This is a genomic window from Delftia tsuruhatensis NBRC 16741, from assembly GCF_001571325.1.
GTDB classification, from domain to species: Bacteria; Pseudomonadota; Gammaproteobacteria; order Burkholderiales; family Burkholderiaceae_C; genus Comamonas; species Comamonas tsuruhatensis.
Genome location: NZ_BCTO01000019.1, coordinates 227,380 through 245,878 on the forward strand (window position 1 = coordinate 227,380; position 18,499 = coordinate 245,878).

The following is an 18,499-nucleotide window of genomic DNA, read 5'->3' on the forward strand; positions in this document are numbered from 1 at the left end:
AGACAACGCATGAACAAGGCCATTGCATTGCTGCTTGCCGCTGCGGCCACCGCAGCCGCAGCCCCCGGGTTCGCCCAGTCCGACTACCCCAGCAAGCCCATCAAGCTCATCGCCCCGTATGCGCCGGGCGGCTCGGTCGATGTGCTGGCCCGCACCCTGGCCACGCACCTGTCCACCGAGCTCAAGCAGTCCGTGGTCGTGGAGAACCGGCCGGGCGCCAACACCATGATTGCCGCCTCGGCCGTGGCGCGCTCGCCGGCCGACGGCTACACCCTGCTGCTGGCCAGCAATGCCAGCATGGTGCTCAACCCCCTGCTCTACAAGAAGCTGAGCTACAACCCCGACCGGGAACTGAAACTCACCAACATCCTGGCCGAGGCCCCGCTGGTGCTGGTCACCAACAGCCAGACCGGCATCAAAAACGTGGCCGACCTCAAGGCCTACTCCAAGGCCCACGCGGGCAAGCTCAACTACAGCTCGGTCGGCCTGGGCAACCCGCTGCAGCTGACCACCGAGCTGATCAAGTCCCGCCTGGACGTGGCCGCCACCCACATTCCCTTCAACGGCAGCGCCCCGGCCCTCACCGCCCTCATGGCCAACGACACCCAGCTCATGGTGGACGTGGCCGGCACCTCCCTGCCCCACATCAAGGCCGGCAAGCTGGTGGCCATTGCCACCACCGGGCCCGAGCGCTCGCAGTTCCTGCCGCAGACGCCCACCATTGCCGAATCGGGCGTGCCGGGCTTCAGGGCCTCCACCTGGTTCGGCATTGCCGTGCCCGCAGGCACGCCCGCGGACGCGCGCAACACGTTGCAGGCCGCTGTCAACAAGGTCATGCTCAACCCCGAATTCGCCAGCGCCCTGGGCAACCAGACCCTGGCCGCCAGAAAGCCCCAGACCCAGGCCCAGCTAGACGACTTCCTGGCCGCTGACGGCCAGATGTGGCGCAAGGTGATCGCCGACAACGCGATTGCGCTGGAGAACTGAAGACCGAAAAGGTGATGAACTAAGGGCCTAAGGGCCGGACACCTCGGCCTGCTCCACGAAGCGCAGCAGGCTGGCCCTGAGGAACTCGGTCATCACCTTGACGGCATGGGAGGGCCGGCGGTCCTCGGCCGTGATGATGTACAGCCGGTCGCCCAGGCCGGACACCGTCCAGTCCGGGCACACGCGCTGCACCGCGCCCGATCGCAGCTCGTCCATCACCATGTAGTTGGGCAAGGTGGCCACGCCGCTGCCCCGGAGCATGGACTGCTTGAGGAAGGGGAAATGCTCGCTGGTGATGCAGGGCTCGCACTTGAGTGCAATCTCCTGCTGCCCCCAGCTTCGGAATCAGCAGTTTACGGTTGAAGTATCTTCAATTTATTTAATTAACAAACCACTGCATCGTGGCGTTATTCAAATTTCGGCTTTGCAATGAGCCATTACTACGGACAACGTGAGACTCTGCATACTGCCCAAGTGTGTTTGCTGCATAGTGGACCGAAATTGGCTGACCCGAAACCGCCCCAAAAGTTGAGCCCACACGAAGATCTATACCAAGCCCCATTTCACCGATACAGACTACAGCTTGCGTTGCATCTGTTTTTATAGAGACCTGTGTGCAATTAATAGACCAGCTATGATTCCAAGCAGCACTGGAGTCAACTATATGCACTTTTACGCTAGAGCCATTTTTTAATGCACCACGTAGCGTCTGCAATGATCCTGCTGTTGGCGATCCATTTGCATCATGGGCATAAACCAGATTCCAGGCGTGCGAAGCACCAGCAGAAACCATGATTGCTGTGGCAAAGATGAATTTTTTAATGACCATTTATACTCCTCCGTGTGAAATGGATTTTTATCTTATCGGCACTCAATTGCGCCAATTATTTAAAAAACCGGACCAAATGGCCTCAATTAATTCACTTGAAAGTAATGAAATGTGCTATTAGTTTTCAGCCGACGCGAGCAATTAAGTAGCCAGTAGTTGCACAAGCACCGCAAAGACTTGGAATGCGCAGTCCTCTCAAAATCTTTTGCAGCCGTCCATCGTCAAGCAAAGAGGATCGGGGCAGCGTTAGATTGCGGCCGCACCAACTCTGAAAATCTAAAGATGATCCCCGGCCTGCTCCACGAAGCGCAGCAGGCTGGCCCTGAGGAACTCGGTCATTACCTTGACGGCATGCGAGGGCCGGCGGTCCTCGGCCGTGATGATGTACAGCCTGTCGCCCAGGCCGGACACCGTCCAGTCCGGGCACACGCGCTGCACGGCGCCCGATCGCAGCTCGTCCATCACCATGTAGTTGGGCAAGGTGGCCACGCCGCTTCCCCGGAGCATGGACTGCTTGAGGAAGGGGAAATGCTCGCTGGTGATGCAGGGCTCGCACTTGAGCGCAATCTCCTGCTGCCCCTTTTTCACCGAGACGGCATAGGTCTTGCCGTCGCCGGGCGGCGTCAGCAGCACGCCGTGGGGAATCTCGGCGGGGTCATGGAACGGCCGCGCCTTGGCATAGGCGCTGCTGGCGTACAGGCCAAAGCCCACCGGCCCCAGATCGCGGGCCACCAGGTGCTCCTGCACGTCGCGCGCCACGCGCACGGCCACATCCACCTGGGCGCTCATGGGATCGCTCACCCGGTTGGAGAACAGCACGCGGATGCGCACCTGCGGGTGCCGTTTCTGGAAGGCCAGCAGCATGTCGGCCAGGTACAGCTCGCCCAGGCCCGTGGGAATGCTCAGCCGCACCGAGCCCGTCACCACATGCTGCAGCGCGTCGATGGCGCCCTGCGCCGCCTCCACCTCCTGGATGATGCTGCGCCCGTGCTCGTACAGCACCTCGCCCGCCGCCGTCAGCAAAAAGCTGCGCGTCGTGCGGTGCAGCAGGGTCACGCCCAGCGCCGTCTCCAGCGCCTTGAGCTCCTTGCTCACCTTGGAGCGCGTGATGTCGCGCTTGCGCGCCGCAGCGCTGAGGCTGCGCGCGTCCACGATCTCTACGAAATTGCGGATGAGGTTGATGTCCATGGCTTGAGAGCGGCAGGTCAGGCGGTCCGCCTTGTTCGCGGCCGCAGGCAACGCACCCGGACCGCCACCCCCGGACTATGGCACCGTCACGACGCCTGGCCCCGCCACCCGTGGGCGCCGGGACACAGGGCTTTCCCCGGTGCCCGCTGCATCAGTCCAGGCTGATCTGCGACGAAGAGGCCACCTGCTTCCAGGTCGTCACATCCTTGAGGATCACCGCGCCGAACTGCTCCGGCGTATTGGCCACCACCGTGCCGCCCAGCTCTGCCAGGCGCTGGCGCAGCTGCGGATCGGCCAGGGCCTGCACGCTGGCCTTGTGCAGCTTGTCGCGGATGTCCTTGGGCAGGTCCTTGGGCGCCAGCAGGCCATTCCAGGCCTGCACGGCGTAGCCGGGCACGCCGGACTCTGCAAAGGTCGGCACATCGGGCAGCTCGCTGCTGCGCTGGGCCGTGGCCACGGCCAGCGGGCGGATCTTGCCGGACTTGATGTGCGGCAGCGAGGCCGGCAGCGGCTCCCACAGCATGGACACCTGGCCGCCGATCAGATCGGTGAAGGCCGGGCCAGCGCCACGGTAGGGCACATGCATGATCTGCACGCCCGCCTTGGCCTTGAACAGCTCCATGGCCAGATGGCCCAGACCGCCCGCGCCCGAGGACGCATACGACAGATGGCCCGGCTGCGCCTTGGCCAGCGCGATCAGCTCCTTCAGATTCGCCGCCTTGACCGAGGGATGCACGCTGAGCACGCCCGGCACCGTGATCACCTGGGTGATGGGCGTGAAATCCTTCACCGCGTCATAGGGCAGCTTGGTGTAGACGGCCGGATTCGTGCCGTGCGTGCTGGACGTGGCGCCCAGCAGCGTATAGCCGTCCGGCTTGGCATCGGCCACGAAGCGCGTGCCCAGCGAGCCACCGGCACCGGCCTTGTTCTCCACGATCACCGAGGCGCCCAGCACCTTGCCCAGCTGCTGCGCGAACAGGCGGTTCACCACATCGGCCGTGCCGCCGGGCGGAAACGGCACGATCAGGCGGATGGGCTCGGCCGTGGGCCAGCCGGCATCGGCAGCCAGGGCCGACTGCGCGGGCGCCAGGGCGCCCAGGGCCAGGGCCGCCGTGGTTGCAGACAGGCTGCGGATCATGAAATTGCGGCGTTGCATGAGATTTTTCTCCTCGTTGAAATTCTTCGGGACCAGCACCGGCCAGTCATCGGCCAGCGACCCGCCAGTAACCCGCCAGTCATCGGCCCAGGCGCTCCAGCCAGGCCAGCACCCGGCCCAGCACCTCGTCGCCATTGGTGTCCAGCATGCAGAAATGCGAATTGCCGGTGATGCCTGCGGCCGGCAGGTCCAGCACCTCGGCACGGCCGCCCAGGCGGCGCAGCAGCTGCCAATACACATCGGTCTGCGCGCGGTACTTCTGCCACTGCGGGCTGTGCGCGAAATGGTCGCCCCACACCGCCAGGTGCGGGATGGCCGAGGCAGGCGCGAAGGCATCCGCCCCCTGCTGACCTTGCTGCCCTTCTTGCAGCACCGGCATGCCCGTAGGCTCCACCCCCACCACGGCGCGCACCAGGTGCGGCTTGCGGATGGCCGCATGCGCGGCAAAGCCACCGCCCTGGCTGTGGCCCATCACCACACAGGGGCCGAACTGCTCCAGCAGCGCGTCATAGGCCGCCATGGCCATGGCCTCATGCCCCAGCCAGCGCGGCACCATCTGCCGCACCAGGGCACCAAAATTCTCATGTGGAAACCGCTGGCCGACGAAGGGCTCGCCCAGGCTAAGGTCCACGCCTGAAGGCGCCGCATGGCCTATGCGAAACAGCGTCCACGCCTCCTCGGCACTGCGGAACACGGGCGCCTCGGCATAGATCTCGGGGAACATCGCCCAGCCCGCGCGGCCGCGCTCCACGGCATCGCAGACCACCACGTCATGGCCGGCCTCCAGCAGGCGCCACAGCCAGCCCTGGCGCCCATCGGGCGTGGACTCCCACTGCGCCCCGGTCATGCCGCCGCCGTGCCACAGCAGCACCGGCAGGGGGCTGCGCGGACGCGCCAGCCGGTACTCCATGGCATACATCTGGCCCACGGCATAGCTGCCATTCATGTCCAGCGGCCGCTCGCCGCCGTTGCGCACCACTTCCCTGTGCTGGATCGGCAGATCCCGCACCGTGCGCTGCGCACCGCCAATGAAATGGCTTTGCATCTTCCTGAGGCAAACTTCAGGCATAACAGGGCTTCTCTCGCATGCCGCCATGCTAGGCATGCCCCGCCTTGGTGCTGTGCCGATTGCGGCGGCGCTGTGCCGGATCAGCACAGTCCTGCACCCACCCTACCCATGCACGAACTCAACCTCAAACTGCTGCAGGACCTGCAGGCCCTGGCCGACACCGGCAGCCTCTACAAGGCCGCCGAGCGCCGCCACATCACCCACCCTGCCTTTGGCCGCCGCATCCGCGCGCTGGAGGAATGGGCGGGCACGCCCCTGGTCGAGCGCGGCCACCAGTCCACCACGCTCACGGCCGCCGGCAAGACGCTGCTGGCCTCGGCCCATGAAGTGCTGGGCATCCTGGAGCAGACCCACGGCCTGCTGCAGCGCCCCCTCCGCACGCGCGATGAAACCATCACCATCGCGGCCGGCCGCACGCTGTCGCACACCGTCCTGCCGGGCATCATCACCGCCCTCAACCAGGCCATGCCCCAGCTGTGCTGGAAAGTGGTCACTACCAGCCTGGACTACGGCGTGGAAATGCTGCTGCAAGGCAAGGTGGACCTGCTCATGTGCCACGCCCAGCCCGCCATCGAAGGCAGCCTTCAGGGCCACCACCTGGCCTGGCTGCCCGTGGGCCAGGACACGCTGATCCCCGTCAGCATCCCCCTGGTCCCGCAACTGCCCAAGTACGCCCTGCCCGCCCACGGCGGCGGCCCGCTGGTGCCCTACCTGGACTACGCGCAAAGCATGTCCCTGGGCAAGATCCTGCGCAGCCACCTGCACGAGCTGTGCGACACCACGCGCCTGCGCACCGTCTACGAGGCCGACCTGGCCGACTCCCTGCACGCCATGGTCCACCAGGGCCTGGGCCTGGCCTGGCTGCCGCTCACCCTGGTCAAGACCGACCTGACCGAGGGCCGCCTGGCCCGCGCGGCCGGGCCCGACAAGGACGTGCCCATCAACGTGCGGCTCTACCGGCGGCCTGCGGCGCAGAGCAAGCCGCTCACGCGCAGGGTGTGGGCGGGGTTGGAGAATCTTTATGGGAGGAGTCAGAAATCGTGAGCAGTCAGTCTGACCCGTAGCGTTCGACCTTCACGTTACTCAGCGTCTGCGAATTTAGAGCTGCAGAACTCATCCACCATCGCCTTGAACATCGGGCTTTGGCCAGTCTCTGCGGCCACCAGCGTACTGGCAGCATTCGAATAGAAAGCGCGATAGCCGGAATAGGCACCGGCTTCATTCTTGCCATCAATTTTTCCGCACAGCGTGGGCTGTTCATCCACGTTGCTGATAAACAAGTCCTTGAAGCGTGCAGACTGGGGATTCTGGAGCTTCTTGGATGTACTGATCTTCGCGTTTGCCACGAAGCTCTTCCAATTGCCAGCGGCGATCTGGCCAACTGCCTGTTCATTGGATTGGCGCTTTTCCTGCGAGGATTCCAAATCAGCCTTTGAGAACTTGCGCCCCATCACGCTGGCCTCTTCCACCTCCGCACTGGTCTTGCCCACGGAGCACACCAGCTTTGCGCCCATGTAGTTGAACTCAAGATTGATGCGATCGTCCTGTGCAAACGTTCGCATCTTGTCGTCCACGGGAGAAGCCGCTTCGGGGAATGTCTTGAGGCAAGCCTTTATCGCACTGTCGCGATTGGCCACAGGTGCGGCGGCAACGCCCAATGCCATCTGCGCAACGGCCATTGCAATGATCAGCTTCTTCATGTGTTCCGCTCCCTTATTCAATTGATTCATTCATGCCCGACTTGGGCGCGGGCATCTTATCAGTTGCATTTGAATCATTCGCGCAATGGACGATGCGGATTCCCACTTCGGATTGCATCCCTTCATCACCTTGCCAACAGCTGCTTCTCAAAGCCTGCATTCGGCCTCGCAGACACACCGAATCTCTGCCCCGCCCTCCGCATCCTGCGGCATCAGGCAAGCCACATTGCAGAGATGGAAGCTGCCCAGGACTTTCCCCTTGGCCCCGCTGCAGCCTTGAACTAGCATGGCCTGCACCGTCCCGGCCGGGGCGGATCTTCCTTGGGCATCGATGAGCTTTCCCGTTCAGATTCCGATCCGAGTCCCCTGCCCTCCGGGCGCCTGCATCTGCGAGCACGACGCCCTGCTCGCCGACTCCATGGCCGACCAGCGCATCCTGCGACTCACCAGGGAAGAGGAAAAGCGCCTGCTACACCGGCTGGAGCAGATCACCAGCCTGCAGGACCTGCGCCATGTGGAGCAGCGCATGTATGAGCAGCTTGGCATCCGCGTGCGCATCGAACCCGGCGCCAGCGAAGTGCGCACCGTGCGCGGCATACAGATCGAGGTCCTGCCCATGCGCGGGCTGTGCAGCAAGACGCGGCAAGCGATTCCTGCAGCGATTCGACGGGGGATGGAGAGGACGCCTGAGGTGGCGTTTGAGTTGTTGGATGAGGGGGGGTTGTTTGGGTGAGGATTGGCAACCTCGATCGACCAGGAATCACTGGTTTTCCGCAAGGCGCTCAATTCCAGCTTTGCGACTGTGGCCAGAGGCTAGCTCCAGACCTCCTCTGTCAGACGCCTCAACTCATCAACCGCCGCAGAAAAAGCCGTCTTGTCAAATACTGCTCTTTTATTTCCCGCTACCCATTCAACCGAAACAACAATACCATTTCTCACATCGATAGCACGTCCGATTCTCGCCCAACTCACCATTTCTTCATCAACCAGCTGCTCTACCACCGCAACAGTGCAATTCATATCCATATCATCTGGACAGATCATGATTGGCACTATCGTCGACGAATTTTCATTTTTTGGATTCAAAAGATACCAGGCATTTTGCAAATCGCACTCATCAATAAGCCACCCTTGGGCCGGGACAAGGCCACCCACAGTATCTTCTCCAAAGACAGCCGAGCAATCTGCCTCTTTCAACCATAACTCAAGCGGCACCCCGTCAACCACCAGGACAGGATGGGGAGCCTTCGCGCAAAGCGACATGTGCATTACAGCTTCAATAACGTTCATGTGGTGTCAAGATTTAATTTTCAGTGTCCATGACGATCGATTGTCCTTACCTCGCACAGGTCCCGTCAACCTCCTTCACCCTCCGTAGGCTCACCATCCCTGTCGCGTGACACATGCGGGCACTCCGCCCGAAGACATGCACGCCATCGCGAGGCGACCTGCCACCATGCCTACTCACCGCCACCGCAAACGCTGAGGATGCATGGCAGCACGCCTGAATCACGATGCCAGGCTCCTCATCATGCGGCACAATCAGCCGACTGCGACCCTGAAGCCAGGTTTGAATCTACTGGAAGCACCAGCAACCCGCCTCCAACATGGAATGCCCCATCTGTACAAGTACTGATTTTCATCGCCCCGCGGAGAAATCTGCAATGGAAATATGGCACTGCAAAAAATGCGGGAATGGATGTGCAGTGCGCTGCAATTACATCCCCGATCTTTCGGACGTGAAAGGCCATGACCTGTTCGTTGGAACGGCATCGGTTTCCACAGGAATAAAGGGCCTTAAGGCATTGATCCAGTTAAAGAAAGCTCTTTCATTTGCAGAGCATTTTGTGCCTGCCAGACTTGATGAGCAGCACCGAGCCGGGAAACTCTGTTGGGACCTAGGATATTTTCTGGATTTTGAAGTCCAACAGGCCGAAGCAGAGTGCGAACGAATCGGAATAGCTGCGTCATTCAATAGATTGGTCTAGGCGGGCTTGATGCAGATGACAACCGGCGTGCGACGACAGACAATGCCAGTCCGTGGTACAAGCTCTTGAGATCAAGCACAATCAATACGGCCGCATGGAGATAACAATGGCATTCAAGATAAATGCAGATACAAGAACCACGATCGAGAATATTCTTGGTCGATCCATCGAAGCGGAGTGCGGTGATCTGGCCAATTATGGCGAAATCGTTGACAAGGATCTGGAGAGTTTTCGGCGGCTCTGGCCCACCGGCGCAGTGATCACAGCCAACTATCTTCTATACAGGCTGGACGGACGATACGGCCTGCAAAAGGCGATGATGTATATACATCATGTGATCGGAGTTGAGGACATGACGGCGGATCAATGGCTAAAGCAAATGTTGACACTTGAGGAATAAGATGCCGAGAACTGCTTTCGGCCGATCAGACGCATCTGCGAAAACTCAGTAAAAATCACTAATTAATAAAACGTCAGACATATGGTGGCTCTCATGTCCTGGGGCGCCGAACATCCACCCATGACATTCCAGAAGACATGAATATTGAGGCACTGGCAGAAATTTTCCATGATGACAGCAACGGCCTGATTACATCCATAAGTCGTTCAGAGAACAATGAACTCTTCATTTCGATCGAATGCGATGACTGGAAAAATTCACGGATACGCAGAGAATCCAAAATCGTGTGCAAGCAATGGCTGGACACCGACGTGTGCATTTGCAGTGCAAATGCAATATCCGTATACCGGGAGCACCCCTTGCTCCTGAACCGCTCCGGAAGACAAGGCAGCCTTTACTTCTCCTCGTGCCCCCAGGATCCTTACCAAATTTATGCCTATATTTGGGAAATTCTTCATCACCACTACAAAGGCTGGCTGGCCGCATCCAGAATGATGCCGGGTTCACCGGCATCCTTTCATACACTGCTGACTGGAGGCTATGGCTTGCTCTTGCGCGGTCCTATCTCTGTCCTCACCAGCGTTCGAGATCGCATTGGATCCTATTTAAAAACACAACTGATCGACACGCATATCGTCGAAACAAGCGCGGTTGTCCTGGAAATTGGAAATCACTTCGTAATATGCGAGGAAATAGAAGTGATCGATCACAATGTCTGACCATTTCATCCAGACGATGTCCGTCGACTGAGCCGTCCGCATCCGGCTTCTGACGGCCAGATGGGGGATTCACCACGGCACTGCAGTTGAAAGTACCTTATTGATGTCCTTATACATTGCCCATTTCCTCATGAAGGAGGAGAACGCTTCGCTCAGCACGCAGCCACCTTACGACGTCAACCGCAGAGAGAAACGCCATTTCATCGCGTCGCATCTGTTCGCTGCCAGCGATGCCGAGGCAGCCTACTATCGCGCCATAGGCATGCTCCCCGGCTTGAGCGACGCAAATCACGATGGGCCCGGTGATCGAACGAACGTAGTGCCTGTTGGCATCTTCGACCTTGACGAGGTATTCGTCGCTGAGGGGCAGGTCGTAACCGGATTGAGCCAGCCATACGGTATCGATGTCGGCATCCTGTTTATCGAGGAATTGCTGTGTCAGCGCACAAGAACCAAGCAGGAGCTGACTGTCTTCGCCGGCCCTAGGGATGGCAGGGCAGAGCCGCCCTAATTCCCCAACATCCTCGTACGTTCTCCCGCACATCCTCACTCGCCTGCCCATCGCTGAGCAGCGACTGCTAACTCCATCATCCGTATCCGAGCAGAAAAACGCCGTCGGCACCTTGAGGACTTCGGCCAGCTTGCGCACGGTACAGCAGGTACGGCTTGGGCTTGCCCAACGCATAGCGATTGATCTGTGCGCTTGCGACAAGCTGGCCGCCCCCTCAGACCCACTCGACAGCCCCCATCTTCTTGAACACCCTGCCAATCAACTACGCAACTCGTAGTATCTGCATCACGAAAAACCGGCAAGCATCACCCCTTTCTGAAGGAGATGCGATGTCAGACGCCAATGGAATGCTTCGTGGAGAGTCGAACCCATGAAGCACATCCCCCCATCCCCTCCCCCCGAAAACACCCACGCCCAGAAGCTTGCAACAGCGCTGCATGAAATGGACCGCTTCGTGCAGCAAGGCTGTGCCGAGGTTTCCGCCCTGGCCCAGCTGGCGCTGGCCTGGCTGGAGATTCCCGAGGGCCATCAGCGGCTGGACGTGGTGGCGCAGGCGCTGGTGACCATTCGCAACAGCGCTGAATCGCTGGCGGAATACGCCGGCAGCGAAGCCCGGGTGATGAACTGCGAATACGAGGACCAGGCGGAGGTGCGCCGCAGCGAGGCGGCCAAGGTGGCTGCCGAAGAGGCCGGGCATGTGTACACCGTGGTGGGGCCTGGGGCAGCGCGGGGCGTCAGGTAGTCCCGGAGGCCATGGGGCTGCGCCCCGTTGCACCCTGCACTGCCGTCTATCCCTTGCGCGTGCGAAACAGCAGCCACAGCAGATACACCCCGCCCAGCAGCCCGGTCACCAATCCGATGGGCAGATGCAGGCGCACGGGTGCCCACTGGCTGAGCATGTCGGCCGCCAGCAGCAGAACGGCGCCCATGGCTGCCGCCGTGAACAGGGGCACGTCGGGCGACAGGCCCAGGCGCCTGGCCACCTGGGGCGCGGCCAGCGCGATGAAGGCGATGGGCCCCGCCGCTGCCGTGGCGATAGCGGTCAGGGCCACGGCAGCCATCACCATGGTGAGCCGCGTGCGCGGCACGTTGACGCCGAGCTGTGTGGCGGCATCGTCGCCCAGCTCCAGCAGGTTGATGCGGCGGGCGCACCACAGCACGACGGGCACGATGGCGATGAAGCCCAGTGCGGCGGGCGCGACATGCGCCCAGGTCCGCGCGCTGAGCGAGCCGGCCAGCCAGCGCTGCGCGGCGACGGCCCGGTCCAGGTCCCCCATGACCAGCAAGATGGTGTTCAGGCCCGAGAGCGTGGCCCCCATGCCTATGCCCACCAGCACCAGCCGGTAACCGCCGGCCGCACGCCGGCCACCGGACAGCGCAAGCACGACCGCCGCCGTGGCCATGCCCGACAGCACGGCGGCCAGCGATGTCCACAGCGGCCCGGCGTCACCGAGCACGATGAGCGCAATCGCCCCGCTGGCCGCGCCGGTGGTGAAGCCGATCACGTCCGGCGAGCCCAGCGCGTTGCGGGAGATGGACTGGAAGATGGCGCCCGCCATGCCAAGCGACGCGCCCACGAAGACGGCCGTGAGGACACGCGGCAGCCGCACCCGCTGCACGATGCGCTCTGCTGCGGGGTTGGAGCCCGTGCCCAGCAGGCTGTCGAGCACTTCGGCGGGGCTGAGGGGCAGGGTTCCCGTGCCCAGCAGCAGCACACCCAGCACCAGGGCCAGCACGACCAGCGCCATGCCCACGGCCAGCGGCCTGGGCCGCCAGAGAAACGAACAGGCTCCCCAGCGCACAACCGATGTGTTCACGGAGGTCTTCATAGCCTGCTCAACCGGTATCTGCACGCCACCCAGACAAAGAACGGCCCGCCGATCAGGCAGGCGACGATGCCCGCAGCCACTTCGGCAGGCGCCGCGACGACGCGGCCCAGCACGTCGGCCCCCAGCAGCAGCACCGCCGCGTAGAGCGCGGACAGCGGCAGTATCCAGCGGTAGTCCGGCCCGCACGAGAGGCGTGCAAGATGCGGCGCCACCAGGCCGACGAAGGCAATGGGCCCCACGGCCGCCGTGGCCGCCCCGGCCAGCAGCATGACCGCAAGGCAGGCCAGTTGCGCGGTGGCGCGCACATTGACGCCCAGCGCCAGGCCCACGTCATGCCCCAGCGCCATGGCGTTGAGCTGGCCGACGATGGCCCAGGCCGCCGCCAGCCCCGCCGCCACGGCGGCCGCCAGCACGGCGGCGCTGGCATAGCCGCTGCCCTCCAGGGAGCCGGCCGCCCAGTGGCGGAAGCCGTCAAAGACTTCCGGGGGCGCGTTGAGCAGGATGATGCCGGCGCTGGAGGTGAGCATGACCGACAGGCCGGCCCCGGCCAGGACCAGGCGCACCGGGTGCGCGCCCGCGCCCCGGGACTGCCCGAACGCGAAGACGGCGGCGCCCGCCAGCCCCGCGCCGGCAAAGGCGCACCAGACGTACTGGAGCACGGACGTCAGGCCGAAGGCCGTCATGCCGATGAGCACGGCCAGCGCCGCACCCGCGTTGACGCCCAGCAGGCCCGGCTCCGCCAGGGGATTGCGGGTGACGGCCTGCATGAGCGCACCAGCCACACCCAGCGCCATGCCGGCCAGGATGGCCACCACGGTGCGGGGCATGCGCAGCAGGCTGACGATCAGGTGCTGGTCATCACGCAGGTCCGGAGCCCGCAGCGCGCCGAGGATGTCGGCCAGTGCTATGTCGCGCGAGCCGACGGTGATGCCGAGCACGGCAATGATGGCCAGCGCCAGCAGCCCGCCTGCAAGGCCCAGCCAACGCCTGCAGTGCAGGGGAGCGCGCGGAGCACGCGAGGCAGGCCGAGCCACCGCGCCTTGGAGCCGTGCACGCATGGCTCAGCGGAAATGGCTTGCCACGGCGTCGACCATCTGCTGCCCCGAGTAGTAGTCGATGCGAAACGAGGTCGGGCCCAGCGGATAGACGCGCCGGCCGGCAACGGCGGGCAGGTTGGCCAGCAGCGGATCGTCCAGGAAGGCCTGCACATCGCCCTGCGAGGCGCCGAGCAGGAAGACGGGGTCGCCGGTGATGGCGGCCGAAAGATTCTCGCGGGAGATGAATTCGAAGTCCGAGGCGCGTGTGACCTGGGCGGCCAGCGCGGGCGGCAGGCCCTCCACCTTGAAGCCCAGTGCGGCCAGCAGCCGCGCATGGGGGCTGGCGGCGCGGCCTATGGAGTAGCTGCCGGCCAGGTTGTAGGCGACGATGCTGACGGGCTGGGCCGGGGGCGTGATGGAGGCGGCGGTCTGCGCCACATGGGCATCGAAGCGGGCAATGGCTGCGGCGGCCTGCTTCGCATGGCCCGTGATGCGGCCCAGCTCGGTGGCGATGTCCTGCCAGGACTGGCTGGAGTAGTCGACCACGACCATGGGCACGCCCTGCGCCTGCAGTTCGGTGCGGTGCTGGGCCACGCTGTCGGCCCCGGTAGCGGAGGCCACCAGCAGGTCGGGGCTGGCGCCGATGGCGGCCTCGATGTCGAATTGCAGGTTGCGGTAGAGCACCTGCACGCCGCGCTTGTCGGCAACCGCGGCCCATTGCGAGAAAAAGCCCTTGTCGTCGGTCATGCGGCTGGGCGTGGTCGCGGCGGTCGCAACGACCGGCGCATCGATGGCCAGCAGGATGCCGGTCACGCTGGGCGAGGTGGAGACGATGCGCCGGGGCAGCGGTGCATGGTCTGCGTGTGCTGCAGCCGGTGTACCCGATGCATGCGACGCATGCGATGTATGCGGTGCGGCGCCCGCCACGGGAACGGCGGCGCGTGGAAACCATGCGAAACAGGCCAGCACGGCCAGTGCGGCGGCCGCGCCCAGGGCGGCAAGTTGGAGTCTGTTCATCTCGATCCGAAGCGACGGGGCCGGGCGCCAGGGCGGCGTCTTCAGCGTATTCCGTATTGTAGAATTCATTCCACATTGCAAACACCGAAGGACCTATCGATTGTGGGAAATGACCGGCCATGACGCAGCGCCTGAGTGCTGATGCGGTGACGCTGCGCTACGGCGAGCGCACGATTTCGCAGGGCCTGTCCCTTGCCATTCCCGATGGCTCCTTCACCGTCATCGTGGGGCCGAATGCCTGCGGCAAGTCCACCCTGCTGCGCGCGCTGTCGCGGCTGCTAGTGCCGGTGGCCGGGCAGGTCATCCTCGATGGCCGGCACATCTCGCAATTTCCCGCCAAGGAGGTGGCACGGCGCCTGGGCCTGCTGCCGCAAAGCGCGGTGGCGCCCGAGGGCATCACGGTGGCGGACCTGGTGGCGCGGGGGCGCTACCCCCATCAATCCTTCCTGAGGCAGTGGACGGACGCGGATGAGCAGGCCGTGGCCGAGGCCATGCAGGCCACCGATGTGGCAGCGCTGTCCGACCGCCTGCTGGACGAGCTGTCAGGCGGCCAGCGCCAGCGGGTGTGGATTGCGATGGTGCTGGCGCAGCAGACGCCGATCCTGCTGCTGGACGAGCCCACGACGTTCCTGGACATCGCCCACCAGATCGAGCTGATGGAGCTGCTGGCGGATCTCAACGACGCCGGCCGCACGGTGGTTGCGGTGCTGCACGACCTCAACCAGGCCTGCCGCTATGCCTCGCACCTGATCGCCATGCGCGACGGGCGCATTGCCGCGCAGGGCGCGCCCGGGGCGATCTTCACGGAGCAGTTGGTGCAGGAGGTGTTCGGCCTGCCGGCCGTGATCATTGCGGACCCCGTGTCGGGGACACCCCTGGTGGTGCCCAGGGGGCGCAGGGCCGCGAATGCCGTGGAGCGCGCCGCAGGGAACTGAGGCGCCCGGCCATTCTTCCCGGCGCGGCTTTCAAGGCGAATCTGCGCTGAAGGCCCGCCCGCCCGTGGACTGGTTGATCAGGCTGGCCTCGCGGAACAGCGCGACCCGGTCTTCCGGTGACTTGAGCTGGCCCAGGTCCGAGACGGTGGTGACCGCGCAGACGATTTCATGCTGCGCATCGAACACCGGCGCCGCCTGGCCCGTGACGTTGGACAGCAGGTGGCTGGTCATCTCGGACCAGCAGCGCTCGCGCACTTCGTCGAGCACGGCCTTGGCCGGCGGCTTGCCACGGAAATCGGCGGGCTGCTGGCGCCGTGCGGCGTCGATGGTGGCCTTGGGCAGGAAGGCCTGGAACACCAGGCCGCAGGCGGTGTTGTCTATGGGCAGGATGTCGCCCAGCGCCAGCGGGTTGATCGAGAAGTAGGCGCTGCGGTACCAGCGCACCAGGGTCGGCCCGCGGTCGGTCCAGATGGCCACGCCGCCGCTGAGCGCATGGCTGTGCGTCAGCGCCTTCATGCGCTGCGCCGCAATCTCCACCGCATCCACACGCTTGAGCGCGCCAATGCCGATGCTCAGCGCCGCGCTGCCCAGGTCATACAGGCCGCTGGCCGGGTCCTGCTTGGCCAGGCCTTCCTTGACGAGGCTTTGCAGGTAGCGGTGGGCCGTGGAGCCCCCCGTTCCCGTTCGCCGGGCCACCTCGCCCAGCGCCAGCTCGCTTTCGGCATTGGCCAGGACCATGAGAAACCGGGTGGCGATGGAGACGGACTGGATGGTGCCGGAGCGCTTCTCGCCGGCTGTCGTCTGAGGTGTTGTTGTTTTCAAGGGCTGGGCTTTCTTGCCTGTACCAGGCGCATCGCAGGTGGGGGCGCAGGCGCCGCCGGTGTCGATGATACCGGCTCTGCCGAAGGCTCTGCACAGGTGCGCGCACACCATTTCGCCGCTGTTTTTTTCTTCCGCATGTGGGAATGCATTCCCTACTGTGGAATTTCAATGCATGATGGCGACCTTTGAAAAATACGAATCATTCTCATCAAAGGAAGATGCTGTGAAGCTGTGTTTCCATCGCAGGCTCCCGTCCCGGGCGGGCGCCATCGCACTCTCTACCCTGATGGCGCCGGCCGGCGCCTTCGCTCAGGGCACATCGGGTTCCGGGGGGGAATCCAACGCGCTTGAAGCGGTCGTGGTCAGCGGAGAAAAGGTCAGGCGCGAACTCAAGGACACGGCCTCCTCCGTGTCGGTCAAGGCCGGCAAGGACCTGGCCCGGCAGGAGTCCGGCAATGCCTCGGTCCACGAGGTGCTGCACGACGTGCCCAACGTGGTCTACACCGACACGGTGGGCGCGCCCATCATCCGCGGGCAGGACACGCAGGGCCCCAACAACGGCCAGAACGTCTTCTGGGGCGGCACGGTGCCGCGCGCCACCATCAACCTGGACGGGCACTACCTCAACTACAACGAGATGTTCTTCGGCGCGACCTCGGTCTGGGATGTGGAGAGCATCGAGGTGTTCCGCGGCCCGCAGACCACCTCGCAGGGTGCCAATGCCATTGCGGGCGCCATCGTCGTGAACACCAAGGACCCCAGCTTCAAGCGCGAAGGGGCCTACCAGCTGGAGGCGGGCGACTACCACTCGCGGCGAGCGTCCATCGCCGTCTCCGGCCCCGTGGGCGAGGAGCTGGCCGCGCGACTGGCCGTGGACTACTCTGGGCGCGATACCTTCATCGACTACACCAATCCGCAGTTCCAGCGGGGCCAGGCCGATCAGGATTTCCGCGCGCTGAACGCACGCATGAAGTTCCTGTGGCTGCCCAGCAGCGTTCCGGGCCTGGAGGCCAAGTTCACCTATTCCCACAACGACAGCAACCGCCCCAGCCAGGAGGCAGCGTCCGCTCCGTTCAACGCGCTGGAGCACTGGACGACGACCATGCCCAGCTGGAAGCAGAAGACCGACACCGGCATCCTCGACCTCAGCTACGAGCTGGGCAACGGCGTGCGGCTGGTCAACCAGTCCCAGTATTCGCGCTCGTCCGTGCAGCGCTACACGGGCATCCCCGGCGAGGGCGATGCCGATATCCGCCAGAACAATGTCTCCAATGAGTTCCGCGCCCTGGTGGGCAGCGACAAGGACCGCCTGAGCGGCTTCGGCGGCGTCTACTACGCGCGCACCGGCACGGACGAAAGCCTGCTGCTGCGCGGCCTGTCCGCCTTCGACGACACGAAGAAGAACCTGGGCGTCTTCGGCGAGCTGAACTGGCGCCTGGCCGACCGCTGGACCCTGACCAGCGGCCTGCGCTACCAACAGGACGAGGTGGTGCGCACCGGCACTTCGGTGCTGGCACCCACCGCCCTCGACTACACGAAAACCTTCTCGGCCCTGCTGCCCAAGCTGTCCCTGGCCTATGCCGCCACACCGCGCTGGACCGTGGGCGCGCTGGTCAGCCGGGGCTACAACCCGGGCGGTGTGTCGCTGAACCTCACCAGCCGGCAGTGGGCGTATTTCAAGAAGGAGTCGATCTGGAACTACGAGCTGTTCAGCCGCGCCAGCCTGCTCGATGACCGGCTGATGCTCAACACCAACCTGTTCTACATGGACATGCGGGATGCGCAGTACAACATCCCCGTGGTCATCTCCCCGGGCGTGGCCCAGTCCTACACCATCAACGCGGAGAAGGCCCATGCCTACGGCTTCGAGCTGGGCGCCGACTACCGCGCGCTGGACAACCTGCGGATCAAGGCCGGCGTGGGCGTGCTGCGCACCCGCATCGAGGAAATGGGCAGCAACCCCGGCTACGAGCACAACCGCTTCGCCCGCTCGCCCGGCTACAACCTGAGCCTGGGCGTGAGCTGGGACGCCAGCCCCCGGTTCAATGTCTCCGGCCAGGTGCGCCACCTGGACGGCTACTACTCCGATACCGCCAACACGCGCGCCTATGCGGTCGGCTCCAACACCATCGCCGACCTGCGCATGACCTATGCCTACAGCGCGCGCGTGCAGCTGTACGGCTATATCAAGAACGTGTTCGACAGGCGCGCACCGACGTACCTGCAGCAAAACCGCGGCATCGGCGGCATCGAGGCCAGCATGACCGCGCCGCGCATGATCGGCGTGGGCGTGCGCGGAACGTTCTGAGATG

The 18,499-nt window shown here is 63.9% G+C and carries 19 protein-coding genes and 1 pseudogene; 9 read left to right on the top strand and 11 right to left on the bottom strand.

All coding sequences use genetic code 11. From position 1 onward, the window contains the following. Nucleotides 1–9: 9 nt before the first annotated feature. Nucleotides 10–987, top strand: a complete 978-nt coding sequence (locus DTS01S_RS08970; RefSeq protein WP_012205004.1) for a Bug family tripartite tricarboxylate transporter substrate binding protein — start codon at nt 10–12, stop codon at nt 985–987. Between the two features lie 27 nt (nt 988–1,014). Here the strand turns inward: DTS01S_RS08970 and DTS01S_RS08975 are convergent. The 5 genes and pseudogenes from DTS01S_RS08975 to DTS01S_RS08990 form a co-directional block, all read right to left on the bottom strand. Further along, nucleotides 1,015–1,311 (bottom strand): annotated as a pseudogene (locus tag DTS01S_RS08975) (LysR substrate-binding domain-containing protein); the annotation flags it as partial. A gap of 55 nt (nt 1,312–1,366) precedes the next feature. After that, complete coding sequence (locus tag DTS01S_RS30320) at nt 1,367–1,816, bottom strand: hypothetical protein (RefSeq protein ID WP_139223801.1); 450 nt, start codon at nt 1,814–1,816, stop codon at nt 1,367–1,369. Between the two features lie 276 nt (nt 1,817–2,092). After that, complete coding sequence (locus DTS01S_RS08980) at nt 2,093–3,004, bottom strand: LysR family transcriptional regulator (protein ID WP_061287606.1); 912 nt, start codon at nt 3,002–3,004, stop codon at nt 2,093–2,095. A 151-nt stretch (nt 3,005–3,155) separates the two neighbouring features. Next, nucleotides 3,156–4,160 carry a tripartite tricarboxylate transporter substrate binding protein BugE gene (locus DTS01S_RS08985; protein ID WP_016448095.1) on the bottom strand — a complete coding sequence of 335 codons (1,005 nt, stop codon included), beginning with the start codon at nt 4,158–4,160 and terminating at the stop codon, nt 3,156–3,158. Nucleotides 4,161–4,239: 79 nt separating this feature from the next. After that, nucleotides 4,240–5,205 (bottom strand): alpha/beta fold hydrolase, encoded by a 966-nt coding sequence (locus DTS01S_RS08990; RefSeq protein WP_016454662.1) that lies wholly within the window; start codon nt 5,203–5,205, stop codon nt 4,240–4,242. 132 nt (nt 5,206–5,337) lie between these two features. Between DTS01S_RS08990 and DTS01S_RS08995 the strand changes: the two genes are divergently transcribed. Next, on the top strand, nt 5,338–6,273 hold the full coding sequence (locus DTS01S_RS08995) for a LysR family transcriptional regulator (RefSeq protein ID WP_061287607.1): 936 nt from the start codon (nt 5,338–5,340) through the stop codon (nt 6,271–6,273). 35 nt (nt 6,274–6,308) lie between these two features. On the opposite strand, the gene DTS01S_RS09000 is transcribed toward DTS01S_RS08995, so the two are convergent. Then, on the bottom strand, nt 6,309–6,929 hold the full coding sequence (locus DTS01S_RS09000; RefSeq protein WP_061287608.1) for a hypothetical protein: 621 nt from the start codon (nt 6,927–6,929) through the stop codon (nt 6,309–6,311). A 286-nt stretch (nt 6,930–7,215) separates the two neighbouring features. Between DTS01S_RS09000 and DTS01S_RS09005 the strand changes: the two genes are divergently transcribed. Then, nucleotides 7,216–7,662: a hypothetical protein gene (locus tag DTS01S_RS09005; protein WP_370671610.1), complete on the top strand. Its 447-nt coding sequence runs from the start codon at nt 7,216–7,218 to the stop codon at nt 7,660–7,662. Between the two features lie 80 nt (nt 7,663–7,742). On the opposite strand, the gene DTS01S_RS29470 is transcribed toward DTS01S_RS09005, so the two are convergent. Next, complete coding sequence (locus DTS01S_RS29470; protein ID WP_074931670.1) at nt 7,743–8,219, bottom strand: hypothetical protein; 477 nt, start codon at nt 8,217–8,219, stop codon at nt 7,743–7,745. Between the two features lie 804 nt (nt 8,220–9,023). On the opposite strand from DTS01S_RS29470, the gene DTS01S_RS09010 reads away from it, so the two are divergent. The 4 genes from DTS01S_RS09010 to DTS01S_RS09020 all read left to right on the top strand — a co-directional run bounded on the left by DTS01S_RS09010 (nt 9,024) and on the right by DTS01S_RS09020 (nt 11,289). Then, nucleotides 9,024–9,317: a hypothetical protein gene (locus tag DTS01S_RS09010; protein WP_061287627.1), complete on the top strand. Its 294-nt coding sequence runs from the start codon at nt 9,024–9,026 to the stop codon at nt 9,315–9,317. 137 nt (nt 9,318–9,454) lie between these two features. After that, entirely contained in the window at nt 9,455–10,036 is a 582-nt protein-coding gene (locus DTS01S_RS30325) for a hypothetical protein (RefSeq protein WP_139223802.1), read from the top strand. 130 nt (nt 10,037–10,166) lie between these two features. Beyond that, nucleotides 10,167–10,547: a hypothetical protein gene (locus tag DTS01S_RS09015; RefSeq protein WP_156493764.1), complete on the top strand. Its 381-nt coding sequence runs from the start codon at nt 10,167–10,169 to the stop codon at nt 10,545–10,547. A gap of 370 nt (nt 10,548–10,917) precedes the next feature. Next, on the top strand, nt 10,918–11,289 hold the full coding sequence (locus DTS01S_RS09020) for a hypothetical protein (protein ID WP_046240848.1): 372 nt from the start codon (nt 10,918–10,920) through the stop codon (nt 11,287–11,289). 46 nt (nt 11,290–11,335) lie between these two features. Here DTS01S_RS09020 and DTS01S_RS09025 read toward each other — a convergent pair whose 3' ends face one another. From DTS01S_RS09025 to fepB, 3 genes are read right to left on the bottom strand one after another with little or no spacing between them, the layout of a single operon-like run. Next, entirely contained in the window at nt 11,336–12,376 is a 1,041-nt protein-coding gene (locus DTS01S_RS09025; protein WP_061287610.1) for a FecCD family ABC transporter permease, read from the bottom strand. Beyond that, the gene (locus DTS01S_RS09030; protein WP_017403985.1) at nt 12,373–13,434 is read right to left on the bottom strand and encodes a FecCD family ABC transporter permease; all 1,062 of its coding nucleotides are present in this window, start codon (nt 13,432–13,434) and stop codon (nt 12,373–12,375) included. The genes DTS01S_RS09025 and DTS01S_RS09030 overlap by 4 nt, the downstream gene beginning before the upstream one ends. A 3-nt stretch (nt 13,435–13,437) precedes the next feature. Further along, nucleotides 13,438–14,430, bottom strand: a complete 993-nt coding sequence (gene fepB / locus DTS01S_RS09035; RefSeq protein WP_017403984.1) for a Fe2+-enterobactin ABC transporter substrate-binding protein — start codon at nt 14,428–14,430, stop codon at nt 13,438–13,440. 119 nt (nt 14,431–14,549) lie between these two features. Between fepB and DTS01S_RS09040 the strand changes: the two genes are divergently transcribed. Continuing rightward, the gene (locus tag DTS01S_RS09040) at nt 14,550–15,365 is read left to right on the top strand and encodes an ABC transporter ATP-binding protein (RefSeq protein ID WP_016453650.1); all 816 of its coding nucleotides are present in this window, start codon (nt 14,550–14,552) and stop codon (nt 15,363–15,365) included. Nucleotides 15,366–15,395: 30 nt separating this feature from the next. On the opposite strand, the gene DTS01S_RS09045 is transcribed toward DTS01S_RS09040, so the two are convergent. After that, complete coding sequence (locus DTS01S_RS09045; protein ID WP_026062019.1) at nt 15,396–16,187, bottom strand: IclR family transcriptional regulator; 792 nt, start codon at nt 16,185–16,187, stop codon at nt 15,396–15,398. 358 nt (nt 16,188–16,545) lie between these two features. Between DTS01S_RS09045 and DTS01S_RS09050 the strand changes: the two genes are divergently transcribed. Beyond that, nucleotides 16,546–18,495 carry a TonB-dependent receptor gene (locus tag DTS01S_RS09050; protein ID WP_244386199.1) on the top strand — a complete coding sequence of 650 codons (1,950 nt, stop codon included), beginning with the start codon at nt 16,546–16,548 and terminating at the stop codon, nt 18,493–18,495. Nucleotides 18,496–18,499 lie beyond the last annotated feature (4 nt).